The 15201-nt window shown below is 69.0% G+C and carries 15 protein-coding genes; 3 read left to right on the top strand and 12 right to left on the bottom strand.

The features are described from left to right. Positions 1–34 precede the first annotated feature (34 nt). The 4 genes from NA3_RS22795 to lysX all read right to left on the bottom strand — a co-directional run bounded on the left by NA3_RS22795 (position 35) and on the right by lysX (position 5062). The gene (locus NA3_RS22795; RefSeq protein WP_062965651.1) at positions 35–364 is read right to left on the bottom strand and encodes a hypothetical protein; all 330 of its coding nucleotides are present in this window, start codon (positions 362–364) and stop codon (positions 35–37) included. Between the two features lie 225 nt (positions 365–589). Beyond that, positions 590–865 (bottom strand): hypothetical protein, encoded by a 276-nt coding sequence (locus NA3_RS22790; protein WP_227995421.1) that lies wholly within the window; start codon positions 863–865, stop codon positions 590–592. Between the two features lie 146 nt (positions 866–1011). Beyond that, positions 1012–1656 (bottom strand): histidine phosphatase family protein, encoded by a 645-nt coding sequence (locus tag NA3_RS22785; RefSeq protein ID WP_062965649.1) that lies wholly within the window; start codon positions 1654–1656, stop codon positions 1012–1014. Between the two features lie 70 nt (positions 1657–1726). Then, a complete protein-coding gene (lysX, locus tag NA3_RS22780) occupies positions 1727–5062 on the bottom strand; it encodes a bifunctional lysylphosphatidylglycerol synthetase/lysine--tRNA ligase LysX (protein ID WP_062965743.1) in 3336 nt (1111 codons plus the stop codon). A 156-nt stretch (positions 5063–5218) separates the two neighbouring features. Here lysX and NA3_RS22775 point away from each other — a divergent pair, with 156 nt between their 5' ends. Beyond that, positions 5219–5440 (top strand): RNA-binding S4 domain-containing protein, encoded by a 222-nt coding sequence (locus NA3_RS22775; RefSeq protein WP_062965648.1) that lies wholly within the window; start codon positions 5219–5221, stop codon positions 5438–5440. A 43-nt stretch (positions 5441–5483) separates the two neighbouring features. On the opposite strand, the gene rraA is transcribed toward NA3_RS22775, so the two are convergent. The 7 genes from rraA to NA3_RS22740 form a co-directional block, all read right to left on the bottom strand. Next, complete coding sequence (gene rraA, locus NA3_RS22770; protein WP_062965647.1) at positions 5484–5969, bottom strand: ribonuclease E activity regulator RraA; 486 nt, start codon at positions 5967–5969, stop codon at positions 5484–5486. A gap of 72 nt (positions 5970–6041) precedes the next feature. Beyond that, positions 6042–6500 carry an SRPBCC family protein gene (locus tag NA3_RS22765; protein WP_062965646.1) on the bottom strand — a complete coding sequence of 153 codons (459 nt, stop codon included), beginning with the start codon at positions 6498–6500 and terminating at the stop codon, positions 6042–6044. A gap of 90 nt (positions 6501–6590) precedes the next feature. Continuing rightward, the gene (locus NA3_RS22760; RefSeq protein WP_062965645.1) at positions 6591–7532 is read right to left on the bottom strand and encodes a CopD family protein; all 942 of its coding nucleotides are present in this window, start codon (positions 7530–7532) and stop codon (positions 6591–6593) included. Beyond that, entirely contained in the window at positions 7529–8083 is a 555-nt protein-coding gene (locus NA3_RS22755; protein WP_084491786.1) for a copper resistance CopC family protein, read from the bottom strand. Before NA3_RS22755 ends, NA3_RS22760 begins: the two co-directional genes overlap by 4 nt. Continuing rightward, positions 8080–8742: a YcnI family copper-binding membrane protein gene (locus NA3_RS22750; protein WP_062965643.1), complete on the bottom strand. Its 663-nt coding sequence runs from the start codon at positions 8740–8742 to the stop codon at positions 8080–8082. Before NA3_RS22750 ends, NA3_RS22755 begins: the two co-directional genes overlap by 4 nt. 75 nt (positions 8743–8817) lie before the next feature. Then, positions 8818–9423, bottom strand: a complete 606-nt coding sequence (locus NA3_RS37085) for a hypothetical protein (protein WP_157126592.1) — start codon at positions 9421–9423, stop codon at positions 8818–8820. A 14-nt stretch (positions 9424–9437) separates the two neighbouring features. Next, positions 9438–10079, bottom strand: coding sequence for a DUF6474 family protein (locus NA3_RS22740; protein WP_062965641.1), 642 nt, complete (start codon positions 10077–10079; stop codon positions 9438–9440). Between the two features lie 410 nt (positions 10080–10489). Here NA3_RS22740 and NA3_RS22735 point away from each other — a divergent pair, with 410 nt between their 5' ends. Both NA3_RS22735 and htpG read left to right on the top strand, forming a co-directional pair. After that, positions 10490–12169 carry a TM0106 family RecB-like putative nuclease gene (locus NA3_RS22735; protein ID WP_062965742.1) on the top strand — a complete coding sequence of 560 codons (1680 nt, stop codon included), beginning with the start codon at positions 10490–10492 and terminating at the stop codon, positions 12167–12169. Next, positions 12166–14160: a molecular chaperone HtpG gene (gene htpG, locus NA3_RS22730; RefSeq protein ID WP_062965640.1), complete on the top strand. Its 1995-nt coding sequence runs from the start codon at positions 12166–12168 to the stop codon at positions 14158–14160. Before NA3_RS22735 ends, htpG begins: the two co-directional genes overlap by 4 nt. Before the next feature lie 91 nt (positions 14161–14251). Here htpG and NA3_RS22725 read toward each other — a convergent pair whose 3' ends face one another. Continuing rightward, positions 14252–15019, bottom strand: coding sequence for an SDR family NAD(P)-dependent oxidoreductase (locus NA3_RS22725; RefSeq protein WP_036496958.1), 768 nt, complete (start codon positions 15017–15019; stop codon positions 14252–14254). Between the last annotated feature and the right edge of the window lie 182 nt (positions 15020–15201).

Genomic DNA, 15201 nt, shown 5'->3' with positions numbered 1-15201 from the left:
GCGGCGAGCGGGGTGGCCTTCGTCGTTTCCGGGATCAGCCGGCGGAACCGGTCGGCGGGAGCTGGGGCAGCTGCGGTCCGGGAGCCGGCTGGTTCTCCGGTCCGCGGTCCCGATCCCCGCGGTTGTCGCCGCGGTGGTCACCGTCGGGCGCGCGGTGGTCACCGTCGTGATCGCGGTCGCCGGGGTGGTTGTCCCGGTCGATGGCGACCGCGGCGGGGGTGTCGGCGAAGGCCGGCACGGCGAGCGCGGACAGGGGAACGACGACCAGCGCACCGGCGACGGCGATGCGGGTCATGAGGCGGCGGGTGTGGTTCTTCGGCTTCGCGGTGGTCTGCAAGGTTTCGGCCTTTCGTCTGCGAATCACGGAGCCGCGCTGTGGGTTTCGGACCGGGTGGCCCGGCGGCTCACGAGTACATCGAAACGCCCGCGGCTAGGACGGCGATGTTCGCGAACTGTGAATGAACTTTGAAGCGATCGGTCACGATGTCGCGTCCCCCGGTCACACCCGCGAATCCGTATCCCGTACAGCGAACGAGGGCCGCTCCCTGCCGGGAGCGGCCCTCGTGTGTTCATCGGCTGTGCGGTTCGATCAGCCGAACGAGCCGGTGGGCGGCGGGCCGGGCAGGAAGCCGCCGGGGCCGGGCTGCCACGGGCCGTTGTCGTGATCATGATGATGACGCCACCCGTCGTGGTCGCGATCGTGGTCGTGATCACGGTCGTGGTCGTGCCAGTCGATCTGCGTGGCGGACGGGGTCTCGGCGAAGGCGGGTACGGCGACCGCCGCGACGGGGGCGGCCGCGACCGCGCCGGCGACGGCGATGCGGGCGACCAGCCGGCGGCGCGAGGAACTCGTGGAGGAGAACAACGGACTACCTTTCTCGGAGCACGGACCGTCGGGCGGGCCCGTGGTCATCCATGGAACGACTCGTGCCTGTGACCGGCAGGCGTTCGGGCTGGCAATCGGCTGTGAATATCCGTGCCCCGGCACAGCTTTCGGATGCCGGGCTCTCCTCAGATCGCGTCGCTTCCCGCTGCGGGACGATTTCGCGGCAGCAGATCCCACACGTGGCTGTTCTCGTTGATCGTCGCGGCGGTGCGGTTACCGCTGCGAGAGAACAGGATCCGGGTGATCGAGCAATAGTCGATCGGAAAGGTCAGCGGGCGTTCGAGTCCGAGAATGTCCTGGAGCAGCACGTTCACCACTCCGCCGTGGGCGAAGGCGACGACCGTATCGGCGGGTTCGGCGGCCGCGACGAGCTCCGACACTGTGCCCAGCACCCGCGCCACGAACGCGGGCCCGTCGATCTGTTCGGGCAGATGCCCGGCCTTGATCCGGTCGTAGGTGGCGCGGAAGTCGCGCTTGGCGTCTTCGATCGGGATGTAGGCGGGCAGGTCGCGGTCGTATTCGGCCAGCCCGTCGAGCACCTCGACCGGCAGCCCCAGCTTCTCGGCCGTCGGCGCGGCGGTATCGCGGGCCCGCCGCTGCGGACTGCTCACCACCCGTGCGATGCGATGCTCGCCCCCGGCGAAGCGGGCGATCACCGCCGGTACCCGGCGAGCCTGCTCGAGACCCAGTTCGGTGAGTTCGGGATCGGCGGGACCGGAGGTGGTCAGCACCCGGCCGGGCTGGGCGTGACGCACGAGAACAAGCTGCACGGAACTACTGTGCCGGACGCGGGTTCCGGGTTCGCGAACGGGTGCGCGCCCCCGGCCGCCGGCGGTGTGGTCAGCGTCCGTCGCCGTGTCCGGTGCGCGGTTTGACCAGCGGGAACGGCAGGGTTTCACGGATGCTGCGGCCCGTGATGAGCATGACCACGCGGTCCACACCCACACCCAGACCGCCGGTCGGCGGCATCGCGAATTCCAGCGCCTCGAGGAACTCCTCGTCCAGTTCCATGGCCTCCGGATCGCCGCCCGCGGCCAGCAGCGACTGTTCGGTCAGGCGCCGGCGTTGTTCGATCGGATTGGTCAATTCGCTGTAGGCGGTGCCCAGTTCGACACCCCAGGCCACCAGATCCCAGCGTTCGGCGACACCGTCGATGCGGCGATGCGCGCGCGTCAGCGGTGATACGGAGGTCGGGAAGTCGATGTAGAAGGTCGGTTCCTGGGTCCGGTCCTCGACCAGATGCTCGTACATCTCCAGCACGATCTGCCCGGCGTCCCAGCCGGGCTGATACGGCACCTCGGCCTTGTCGCACAGCAGCCGCAGCCGATCCGCCGGGGTATCGGGGGTGACGGTCTCGCCGACGGCCTCGGAGATGGCGCCGTGCACCGTACGCACCGGCCAGTCGCCGGAGATGTCGACCTCGGTCAGCGTTCCGTCCGCACCCGGCCGCAGGGCGACGCAGGCGCCGTTGGCCGCGATCGCCGCGTTCTGGATCAGCTGGCGGCACGCGTGCATCATCCGCTCGTAATCACTGTGCGCCTCATAGGCTTCCAGAATCGTGAACTCCGGATTGTGGCTGTAGTCCACCCCCTCGTTGCGGAACACCCGGCCCAATTCGAAGACCTTCTCCATCCCGCCCACGCACAGCCGCTTGAGGTACAGCTCCGGTGCGATGCGCAGGTAGAGGTCCAGATCGTAGGCGTTGATGTGGGTGCGGAACGGCGCGGCGTTGGCGCCGCCGTGCACCTGCTGCAGCACCGGCGTCTCGACCTCGAGGAAACCCCAGCCGTTCAAGGTATCCCGCAGCGACCGCACCACGGCGCTGCGTTTGGCCAGCACCTCGCGCGCCTCGACGTTGATCGTCATATCGACGTAGCGCTGGCGCACCCGCGCCTCGGGGTCGGCGAGTCCGCGCCACTTGTCCGGCAGCGGGTGCAGGCATTTGCCGATCATCCGCCAGTCCTGGGCGAGCAGCGACAGTTCGCCCCGGCGGCTGGCGCCGATCTGGCCGCTCACCTCGATCAGATCGCCCAGATCGAAGTACTCGCCGAACGAACTCGAGCGGCGCGCGCCGACGCGGCCCCGGTCGATGAGGATCTGGATGTCGCCGGACCAGTCGCGCAGCGCCGCGAAGGTGACGCCGCCGTGGTCGCGGATTCGCAACAGCCGCCCGCACACTCGCACCGTGGTGCCCTTGGGGGAGCGGCGGGCATCGGCGATCGAGTGGGTCGGGGCGTAGGCCACCGGATAGGCGTCGATATCGGCCGATTCGAGACGCCGCACCTTGTCCATCCGCACCCGCACCTGCTCCGGGCGGCGCGCGGCGGCCTGTTCGAGGGGGGAGGGCGGTGCCTCGGGCGGGCTGCCGTCGGCATGCAGCCCGGTGATGGTGGGCGGCACCGCGGAATGAAGACCGGTGTGCGCCGAGGCATCCGGCTGCTTGCCGAAGCGCGGCAGGAAGCCCTCGGCCAGCGCGCTGGCGAGCGCGACCCGCGGCAGCCGGCGGCGTTCCTCGAAGATGAAGAACCGCGGCACCCACTGCGGCTGATATTTCACATTCGACCGGTACAGCGCCTCGAGCTGCCACCAGCGGCTGAAGAACATCAGCACACTGCGCCACAGCCGCAGCACCGGGCCGGCGCCGATCCGGCTGCCCTCCTCGAAGACCGAGCGGAACACCGCGAAGTTCAGCGAGACCCGGGTGATCCCGTACTGCTCCGAGGTCAGCGCCAGCTGGGAAATCATGAATTCCATGATTCCGTTGGGGCCCTGGGGATCTCGTCGCATCACATCGAGCGAGACACCACTGCGGCCCCACGGCACCAGCGACAGCATGCCCCAGACGCGGCCGTCGCGGTCGAGGGCCTCCACCAGCAGGCTGTCGCCGTCGAGCCGGTCGCCGAGCCGGCCCAGTGCCATCGAGAAGCCGCGTTCGGTTTCGGTGTCTCGCCAGGAATCGGCGCGGGCGATCATCTGCGCCATCTCGTCCGGCGAGAGTTCGCTGTGGCGGCGGACCCGGACCGTGAAGCCCTGTTTGTGCAGGCGGTTGGCGGCCTGGCGCACCTGCTTCATCTCGGGCCCGGCCAGCGAGAAGGAACGGGTGTCGAGGATCGCCTCGTCGCCCAGGCGCAGCGCGGACAGGCCCGCCCGGCGGTAGGCGGTGGCGCCGAGTTCACTTGCGCCCATCACCGCCGGGGCCCAGCCGTATTCGTCGGCCAGTCGCAACCAGGCGTCGATGGCCTGCGGCCACGCCTCCCGCACACCGATCGGATCACCGGAGGCCAGGCAGACGCCGAGTTCGACGCGATAGGTGATCGCCGCCTTACCGCTGGGCGCGAACACCACGGCCTTGTCGCGGCGAGTCGCGAAGTAACCCAGCGAATCCTCGACATCGGACCGGGCGAGCAGGCCGCGCACCGCGGATTCGTCGAGTCCGGTCATGGCGTTGGAGGCGCGTTGGGAGCGGAACAGTACCAGCGCCGCCGCCAGCAGCGCGATCGCACCGAACAAGCCGAGCAGCAGATTCACCACATGCAGCGGGTGGCCGTCGAAGTTGTTGTCGGCCACCAGAATTGTCGCGGTGACGCGCGAGATCGCCCACAGCGGGCGCTGCGCACCGCGCGGCAGGCTGCCGGGGAACAGTTCCACCAGCCCCCACCCGAGCAGGCTGCCGACCACCAGCCCGCTGACCAGGACACCGAGCGCCTTCCACACCGCACCCCGCCGGACCCGGGTGTAGAACTCCGGCCATGCCGCGATCATCAGGCCGATCACGGCGAGGTGGACGCACAGCGCGGCCAGCGCGTGCGGATCCTGTTCCTCGGCGAAATCCAGACCGTTGGCAAGGGCGAACAGCGCCATGTACCCGACCAGCAGCCACCAGGCGATGCGTTTGCGGGAGGCCGTCGCGCCCGCGAGCAGGCCGACGATCACCGCCCACATCAGGTTCGTGTCGGGCGCGTCGAAATAGTAGGCGTCGAGGTAGTGCCGGGGGACCGAGGTGATGTAGCGCAGGCCCGGCGAAATGCTCCACAGCGCACACAGAACCGAGAACACGCCGAGCACCAGGCCGACCAGGTGGGGGACTTCGCTCAGCCGACCGTGGGCGCGATGCGGAACCGGTGACGAAGGTGATCTGCGGTCGCGCGAGTGGAGCTGGTCTTGCGTGGAAGTCACCGCACCAGTGTGCGGGCTGGGGCCGCTCGAGGGGAGAAGGCCACCGGGCGAGTCCTGCTCGTGCACGGTCATATTCGATCCTTTCGCCGGACCCCGATGCCCACGGCGGCGGGGGCGGCGTGCGGCCCGTCGAGCGCGGCGGTAAAGATGTAATCCATGTCGGATCCAGTCGATGTGCCGATCGAAGACGAAGTCATTCGACTCGGGCAATTCCTGAAGCTGGCCAATCTCATCGACAGCGGGTCGGAGGCCAAGACCGTGATCGCCGCCGGACTCGTGCGCGTCAACGACGAGGTGGAACTACGGCGGGGCCGCCAGCTCCATGCCGGAGACGTTGTCGAACTCGCCGGCCACCGCGTGCGGGTGGCAAGCGGATAGTTCGGCAGGCGCGAGACCGGCCGGCCCGGCGGCGATCGGCGACTCATTCCGCGCGGACGACGACCCCGTCGTGATCGCTGTAGAGCATCTCGCCCGGAACGAAGGTGACGCCGCCGAATTCGACCGGCACATCGCGTTCGCCGGACCCGGTCTGCGTGCTCTTGCGCGGGTTGGTGCCCAGCGCCTTGATACCGATGGGCAGGGTGCGCAGAATCGCCGAATCACGGACGGCGCCGTTGATCACGACGCCGGACCACCCGTTGTCGACTCCGCGGCCGGCGATCACGTCACCGACGAGGGCGGTGTGGATGCTCGCGCCGCCGTCCACGACCAGCACACGTCCCTCACCGGGTTCGCTGAGAGTCTGCTTGACCAACAGATTGTCCTGGAAGCAGCGAATGGTGACGATGCGCCCGCTGAACACCGGATTGCCGCCGAACTGCGTGAATTGCGTATCACAGCTACGAATCTCGGGGCCGATCTCATCGGCGAGGTCGGCGGTTGCCACTAGGTTTGCTGAATCGGTCACGAAATAAGCTTGCCATGCGGGCGGCGATCGGATCCTGAGACCTTGCCGCCGTCCGCCGCGGCCCTGGCCGGTTCAGCTGTCGAGGGCGCGCTGATACTCCGCGATCTTGGTCGTCAGATTGTGGGTGGTGTGTTTGACCGACAGCTTCACGAACGGCTCGATGGTCTTGCCCAGCACCTTGCCCGCGAGTCCGCCCGGTACCCGGTACTCGACGATGGCGTCCACCGTGCAGTCGCGGTCGCCGCGGGGATGGAACAGGAAGGTCGATTCGATCTCGAATCCGGTCACGGCCTTCACCGCGATCGCGACGTTCTTCTCCCAGCGCACGATCTGCAGCCGGGAGGTCAGCGACGCGGGGCCCAGTTTGATCTCGGTGTCGAACGTCGCGCCCAGCCCGGCCACCTGATCGGTGATCGGGCGGAAGGAATGGACCTCGGTGACGAATTCCGGCAGATGGCGATAGTCGTTGACATAGTCGAACGCGGTCTCGGCCGGCGCGGCGCAATCGGCCACGATCTTCACTGCGGTCATGCGGTAACCGTAACGTGTTGCAGTCCCGCCCGGACCGGATGTAATTGCTATCACTCCAGTTCGCAGGGCCTGTCCGGCCCGGGCTCGGACTCAGGCGGTCACCGCCAGCGTCGCCGCCAGGCCGAACACGGCGGCCATCACCACGACCTCGATCAGCGCCCGGCGCAGCGAGGAGTCCGCAGTCATCCGGTGGTCGGTGGCCATCGGAACCCAGCTGCGCCGCCACCACCAGCCGAGGCCGAGCAGCGCGACGGCCATGACCGTCTTCGCCAGCACGACGCGGCCGTATCCGGTATCGACGAGGGCAGCCGGACCCCCGATCCGGACCAGCCCGTTCACCACTCCGGTCACCGTCACCGCGGCCACCGCCGGCAACGCCCAGCCGGAATAGCGCGGCAGAATCACCGCCCACTCCCCGCGGGTGCGCACGACCAAGGCCAGCGCCAGCAGCAGGCCGAACCAGGCAGCCGCGGCGAGGGCGTGGACTGCGGCCAGTACCGAGCCCAGCGTCTGCTGCGACATATGGCCGGTGATCGGGCGCAACACCAGCGTCACCGCGGCGAAGACCAGCACCAGATCGGCGGCCGCGCGGTCCGGTCGCCGGAAGGCCAGCGTGCTGTAGCCCACGACCGCCGCGGTGCCGATCAGCACGGCGATGCCGATCTGGCCGCCGCTGACATGCGCGAGGTAGTCGCCGAAATCGCCGGCGCGCAACCGGGTCAGCGGTACCCCGACCACCTCGGCGGCCTCGGTGGCCAGCAGCACGAATTCCGCGACCGCCCAGAGGCCGCCGAAGACCGCCAGCAGCCGCCACGCGGGCCGCATCCGGTCGTGCAGGCGCGGCAGGGCGGCCAGGCCGAGCACCGTCGCGCCCAGCCCGTCGGCCAGGGTGCGCACCGGCGCCTCGGCCTGTACCGGATCGGGTGCGGCGAGCGCCCATCCGGCGGCGGCGCCGACGAGGGCGGCCGGGACGACCAGCAGCAGTGCGTAACGCAGTGCGGTCGATCTGCTGCCGGCCGTCCCCGGCCTCATGGTTTGCCGCCGCTGCCCGACCGTCGGGAGCGACCACCGAACAGCGCGAACGCCAGCCCACCGCCGAACAGCACGACCGCGGCCACGATGAACACCCACAGCGGTACGCCGCCGGAATCGCCGCCCCCGGAGTTGCCGCCCTTGGCATCGGCCTTGGGCCCGGGGGTCCCGTGGCCGGGCGTGGTCAGCTCGAAGCTGCGGGTGCCGCTGACCGGATGGCCGTCGGCGGAGGTGACCCGGTACGCCATCGTGTAGGTGCCGGCCGGGCCCAGGTCACCGACCTCGACGCTGACGGTCGGGCCATCCACCACCGGCTTGCCCTTCGACCACAGATTGCCGTCCGGGCCGACGACGGTGAGCGACGGGAAACTCGGCTGCAGATTCTCGTTGAAGGTGATGCTCACCCGCGCCGGACCGGTCTCGACCTTCGCGCCGTCGGCGGGGTCGGTGGATACCACCGTCGAATGCGCGGCGGCCGGACCGGCGGCCGTGACCGTCAGTCCGCCCAGGGCCAGGGCGCCGACCAGGGCGAACAGGATGCGGCGCATCATGCGCGCCGGCTCCGGATCAGGCTGCCGAGTCCGAGCGCGGCGCCGAGGGCGCCCAGCACGAGTCCGATGCCGCCCAGCCAGCGCGCGGTGTCGTCGGAGTCGGACTCGTCGCTGCCGGACTTGTCACTGCCGCTCGCCATACCGGCGTGATCGTCGTCGGATCCGGCGGCGGCCGGCGTGATGCTCGGAGCGGGGTGCTCGGGTTCGTCGCCGCCGGCGGGCATGGGCTCGTTCCAGTTGACGACCTTGCCGTCGCTGTAGGTCTGGGTGGCCGGGAAGTTGATCTTGTCCTGCTTCGGCAGCGGTCCGACCGAGACGGCGAAGCGCTGGAACTGCTCGGGGGTGATGCCGGGAGTGCCCGGGTTGGCGGTCCAGGTCACGGAGGTGAACTGGTTCTTGTCGTTCTTCTCGGTCTTTGCGGTCCAGCCCGGAACGGGTTCGGTGCGGGCCGCGGACAGCTGTGGCAGCGCGACGGTCAGCTTGGTGGTGGAGGCTGTCGCCGATTCGGTCGGCACGCGGAAGGTGATGACGGCGTAGCCGCCCTGGGCCGCCCCGGGCGCGTCGGCGGTGACGTGCGCGGCCGCGGTGCCGGAGGCGAGCAGGGCGAGACCGGCGGCGGCGCCCGTGGCGACCAGGGCGCGCGACAGTGCGGTGGACATAGTTGAGCTCACGATGGGTGACTTTCTCGGTACTCGGCGAAATGCCTGAGGGATTGCCTGTGGTCGAGGATCGGTTCAGGCGAGTACCGGAGGTGCGCGGGAGCCCAGAGCGCCGGCGCTCCATCGCTGCCCCGGTCGCCGCGCGGAGTTCCGCCATCGGGGTGTGGCGATATCCATCGGCGGTCGCGGCCGGGTGGTGACGGCCCGCAACGATTGGGAGACAGCGGCATACAGCCGCTCCACGGCTACGATCAGCACCGCGCACACCACGGTCGCGAGGGTGTGCGCCAGCGTCATCCAGCCGGTCGGGAAGATCGCGTTCAGGCCGGAAAGGCCGCTCCCGCATGGGGATTCACCGGGTCGATGGGCCGGCACCAGACTCAGCGCGATATGCGACACCGTCTGTCCGCCGGCGAGGGCCGCCAGGACGCCGGTCCGGCCCCGCACACCGCCGGTGGGCGGCAGCATCGACGCGAAGGTTCCGGTGGCCGCCGCGCTCAGCAGCAGCAGCGCCAGCGTCGCCGAGCCGGGACAGCCGCCGTCGGCCCATCCGTGCGCGGCGACGGCGAGCACCACCACCGCCACCCCGACCAGGCTGCCCCGCAGCGCATCGATGCCCGGCCGCCGGACCGCTCGCCGAGAGGGCGGGGATCCGGTCGTGGGCCGGGCACGAGGCAGCATGGCGAGCGGTCGGATCAGTGCACGCCGAGGCGCGCGAGGATATCGGCTTCGACGCCGGACAGTTCGTGCGAGATGGAGTTGTGCACCGCACGCCGTCGCGGCGCGGGCATCTGCTCGGCGGTGCGCACGGCAGCGGACAGGCTGGCGAGCCGGTCGCGGGTGGCGGCCACGAACTTCTGCGTCTCACCGCTCTTGTCACCGGAGTTCTCGATGCCTGCCAGGGTCGATTCGACGCCGGTGATGCGGGCCTGCAGGCGGGCGCCGTGGCCGGTGAAGTTGCCCAGTTCGCCGATCCCGATGCCCAGCCGATGGGCGCGGCGGGTGTCGATCTGGCCGCGGACGAAGGTGGCGGCACGGTAGGCCAGCGGCGCCAGCACCGGCACCAGCACGCGCGCCACGCCCAGATACTTCTTCACCTGACTCGCGGTGAGCAGTTCGCGGTCGGCGCGTTCGGCGGTCTTGAGCGCGGCCTTCTCCTCCGCTTTCAATGCCGCGATCTGGGCCTTCGCCACCTCGCGCTGGGTGCGCAGTTCGGCGCGCTGGCGTTTGCGTTCGTTGCGGGCGCCGAGTTTGGCTTCCATCGCGGCCTTGTGCTTGAGGGCTTTCGCCTCGGCTTTGCGGTCCGCACGCCGCTTGCGCTTGGTGAACAACCCCATCGAAAGCCCTCCGTCACGAAGTTCCGTCATGCTGATATACCCACATGCCACACGGTTTGCGCCAACTGTAGCGGGGTGCGGGCCCGAGGGCGCCGCCGCGGCGGCCGGTCCGCGGTTCGAGCGCGTGGCGATCCGAACCCCGGGCCGCGTGAGTGCCGAGGTAGCCGCCCCGCATACGCCCGGCACGCAGGCGGTTCGCGGGAGTGTCGGAGGTAGGGACCATACTGCTTACCGTGTATTCGGGCAGCGGCGACCGGGACGGTCGCGAGGAGGACGGCGGAGGCGACGAGCGGCGGGCTGCTGCTCGACGAACCGTCGTGGTGCCCGTCGAAGTGGAACGGGCGCAGCAGGTTTCGGCAGATACGGACGATGTTTCGGCTCTCGCCGGGTCCGCCGAACAGCCGCCGCGAATCGCCTACGTCGACGCGCGCGCACTGGTCGGCTGCCGGCACCGGCTGCATCTGGACGCCACTCATCCGGAACGGCTGCTCGGGGTGCCCGAGGACGCGGGGGTCAAACAGCGCCGCGACGCCGCCACCGCGCATCGCTCGAAGGTCCGCGACACACTCGTCGCCGCCGATCCGCAGGCGTGGGTGATCATCGATGCGGATCAGAACGCGAGCGGCCGCGCCGAGGACACGCTGCGCGCGTGTTCGGAAGGAGCGCAGCGCATCTGGGGCGCGTTGCTGCCGCAGGAGCCCGATACCGGCCGTCGCGGCGGTTGCGAGATCCTGCTGCGCGACACCGATCGGGGCGGCTATATCCCGATCATCGTGGTCAACCACAAGGTGACCGATCCGCGCCAGCCGGATCCGGCCGATTTCCACCCCACCACCTCCGACCTGTACCGCTGGGATCCGCGCCCCGACCGGCACGTCCGAGTCCGGACCCAACCGCGCGACCAGCAGCGGCTGGCCCACCTCTACCGGATGTTGCAGCGGCACGGGCTGGCCAGTCCCGCCCTGGTCGGCGGGGCGATCGGCTATCACTTCGACCGCATCCTGGTGCACGATCTGGGCCCGGTGCTCGACGAGTACGACCGGCGCTATGCCGACCGCATCGCGGTGGTGCGGGGTGAGCTGCCGACCGTGCCGTCCAAGGTGCCGGAATGCCGGCAGTGCCCGTGGTGGACGCGGGCGCCCAGCGTGACCGGCGGCGAGCGCCCGGATATCACCGAACCGCCCGCGGTGAGCTGTGAGGGCTGGCTGGCGGCCCATCGCGACGTCAGCCTCGTCGCACCCGGTTCCCGCGCCGAACTGCTGCGCCGCCACGGCGTGCAGACCATCGACGATCTGGCCGAGTGGACCGCGGACGAACCCGAGGACTGGCAGTACGAGCCGTTCGCCGAGACGGTGGTGACCGCGCGCGCCTGGATCTCGGGCGCACCGCTGGTCCGCCGCGTGGATCGGGTCCGGGTCACCCGGGCCGACGTCGAGGTCGACGTCGACTTGGAGAGCTATCAGGAATACGGCGCCTACCTGTGGGGCACCCTGCTCGACGGGGTGTATCGCCCCTTCTTCACCTGGGACCCGCTGCCGACCGCCGACGAGGCCCGCTCGTTCGCCGAGTTCTGGACCTGGTTGATGGCGGTGCGTGCCGACGCGGTCGCGGCGGGCAAGACGTTCGCCGCCTACTGCTACTCGCGTACCGCCGAGGACAAGTGGCTCTACGAATCGGCGCGCCGCTTCGCCGGACGGCCGGGGGTCCCCAGCGAGGACGAGGTCCGTGCCTTCGTCGACAGCCCGCAGTGGGTGGATATGTTCCAGGCGGTGTCGGAGCAGTTCATCTGCCCGAACGGCAAGGGGCTCAAGAAGATCGCTCCGGTCGCCGGCTTCGGCTGGCGCGATCCCGAGGCCGGCGGCGAGGCGTCGATGAGCTGGTATCGCCTGGCGGTCGGTTACGACGGGGCGCCCGATCTGTCGCAGCGCACCCGGCTGCTGGAATACAACGAGGACGACGTGCGCGCCACCCAGGTGCTGCGCGAATGGATGGCGCCCGCGCAGCCCCGCGCGCACAGCGCCGACGCCGAGGTTCCCGCGATGACCGACTTTCGCGAGCCACCCGCGGTCCGTCGTAATATCTGCACGTGACCGAACACGTCGAACAACTGGAGTTTCAGGCCGAGACCCATCAGCTTCTGGAACTGATGATCCACTCGGTCTACTCGAACAAGGACACCTTCCTGCGGGAATTGATCTCGAACGCCTCCGACGCGCTGGACAAGCTGCGACTCGAGTCGTTCCGGGACAAGGATCTCGAGGTCGACACCTCGGATCTGCATATCGAACTCGAGGTCGACAAGGACGCCCGAGTGCTGACCGTCCGCGACAACGGCATCGGCATGTCGCGCGCCGAGGTCGTCGATCTCATCGGCACCCTGGCCAAGTCCGGCACCGCCGAACTGCGCCGCCAGCTGCTGGAATCCAAGGGTGGCGACGGCGCCGTGAGCTCCGAGGATCTCATCGGCCAGTTCGGTATCGGCTTCTACTCGACGTTCATGGTGGCCGACAAGGTCACGCTGACCACCCGCCGCGCGGGTGAGTCCGAGGGCACCCGCTGGGAGTCCTCGGCCGGCAGTTCGACCTACACCATCGAAACCCTCGACGACGCGCCTCAGGGCACCGCGGTGTCGCTGCACCTGAAGTCCGCCGACGAGGACGACCACCTCTTCGATTACACGCAGGAGTGGAAGCTCCGCGAAATCGTCAAGAAGTACTCGGACTTCATCTCCTGGCCCATCCGGATGCAGGTGGAGCGCACCGTCACCGAGGGTGAGGGTGAGGAGAAGACCGAGAAGACCATCCTCGAGGACCAGACGCTCAATTCGCAGAAGGCGCTGTGGACGCGCCCACGCAGCGACGTCTCCGACGAGGAGTACAAGGAGTTCTACAAGCACGTCTCGCATGCCTGGGACGACCCGCTGGAGATCATTCCGCTCAAGGCCGAGGGTACGTTCGAATATCAGGCGCTGCTGTTCATCCCGTCGCACGCGCCGTTCGACCTGTTCATGCGCGAGCACAAGCGCGGGGTGCAGCTGTATGTGCGCCGCGTGTTCATCATGGACAACTGCGAAGAGCTGATGCCGGAGTATCTGCGCTTCGTCAAGGGCGTCGTGGACGCGCAGGATCTGTCGCTGAACGTCTCGCGCGAGATTCTGCAGCAGGACCGGCAGATCCAGATGATCCGCAAGCGCCTGGTGCGCAAGGTGCTGTCGACCATCAAGGATATGCAGGGCGCCGAAGCGGCCGAGGCCGGCGACGGCGAGGCCACCGCGAAAGACTCGAAGTACCAGACCTTCTGGAACGAATTCGGCCGAGTTCTCAAGGAGGGGCTGCTCTCCGACTTCGACAACCGCGAAACCATCCTGCAGGTCTCGTCTTTCGCCTCGACGCACTCGGAATCAGAGCCCACCACGCTCGCGCAGTACGTGGAGCGCATGGCCGAGGGCCAGGACAAGATCTACTACATGACCGGCGAATCCCGGCAGCAGATCGAGAATTCGCCGCATATGGAGGCGTTCAAGGCCAAGGGCCTCGAGGTGCTGATCCTCACCGATCCGGTCGACGAGATGTGGGTCGGTTCGGTGCCGGACTTCGACGGCAAGCCGTTCCAGTCGATCGCCAAGGGCGAGGTCGATCTGGAGACCGAGGAGGAGAAGAAGGCCTCCGAACAGCTGCGTGAGCAGCAGGAGAAGGATTTCGGCGACGTGCTGAAGTGGCTGCAGGAGACGCTGAGCGACAGCGTCAAGGAGGTCCGCCTGTCCTCGCGCCTGACCACCTCCCCGGCCTGTGTCGTCGGCGATGTCTTCGACTTCACCCCGCAGCTGGAGCGCATGTACCGCGCATCCGGCCAGGCCCTGCCGGAATCCAAGCGCATTCTGGAACTCAACCCGGATCACCCGCTGGTCACCGGGCTGCGTGATGCCTACGCCGGGAGCAAGGACGCGGGCGAGAAGTCCGAAGATTTGGCCGCTACCGCCGAATTGCTCTACGGCACGGCGATTCTCGCCGAAGGCGGCGAATTGAAGGACCCGGCCCACTTCGCGCAACTGCTGGCGGATCGGCTCACGAAGACCGTCTGACCGCACTGCTGGAAAAACGTCAGGCTCGCACGGAAGTCCGTGCGAGCCTGACGTTTTCCGGCAGCAGGGGCGGAACCCCCACGGCCCGGCGTCAGCGCGGCGCCATGCGCAGCGCACCGTCCATGCGGAAGGTCTCGCCGTTCAGGTAGTCGTGCTCGGTGATGTACTGCGCGAGCTGGGCGTACTCGTCCGGGCGGCCCAGGCGCGAGGGGAAGGGCACGCCGGCTTCGAGGCCCTTGCGGTACTCCTCGGTGACGCCGGCCAGCATCGGGGTGTCGATGATGCCGGGGGCGATGGTGTTGACGCGGATGCCGAACTGGGCCAGGTCGCGCGCGGCCGGCACGGTCATGCCGGCGACGCCGCCCTTGGAGGCGGAGTAGGCGATCTGGCCGATCTGGCCTTCGAACGCCGCCACCGACGCGGTGTTGATCACGACGCCGCGCTGGCCGTACTCGTCGACCGGCTCGGTCTTGGAGATGGCGTCGGCGGCCAGGCGCATCACGTTGAAGGTGCCCAGCAGATTCACGGTGATCACCGTCCGGAACAGCTCCAGATCGTGCGGGCCGTTCTTGGACAGGATGCGTCCCGCCCAGCCCACACCGGCGCAGTTGACCACGATGCGCGGCGGCACACCGGATTCGACGACCTTCGCCACCGCGGCGGCGACCTCGTCGTTGCTGGTCACGTCGGTCGGGATCAGGGTGACACCGGCGGGGACGCTGTCGCCGGCCCGTTCGATCGACTGGGTCAGATCGAGACCGAATACGGTCGCACCCTGGTCGGCGAAGCGTTGTGCGGTCGCGGCGCCCAGACCGGACGCAGCTCCGGTGATGATCGCGGCGGATCCCGAAATCTCCACGGTGTTTGGTCCTCTCGTTAGTGACGGCCCGATGGGTACTGGCCTTCCGTCAACAGCACCATATCCGGCGTTTGCGACGCGGCGGCCGGGGGTGCACCGCGTGGGAGGCGCGCACCGCGCAGAATGGAAGACAACCAGCTAGTTTCGTGTGCGAACCGCTACGCGATCGATCGATGGAGTAG

The sequence above is a fragment of the Nocardia africana NBRC 100379 genome, from assembly GCF_001612635.1.
Taxonomy (GTDB): Bacteria; Actinomycetota; Actinomycetes; order Mycobacteriales; family Mycobacteriaceae; genus Nocardia; species Nocardia africana.
The sequence above is the reverse complement of the archived record's forward strand: the minus strand, read 5'-3'. Positions and strand labels throughout refer to the sequence as shown.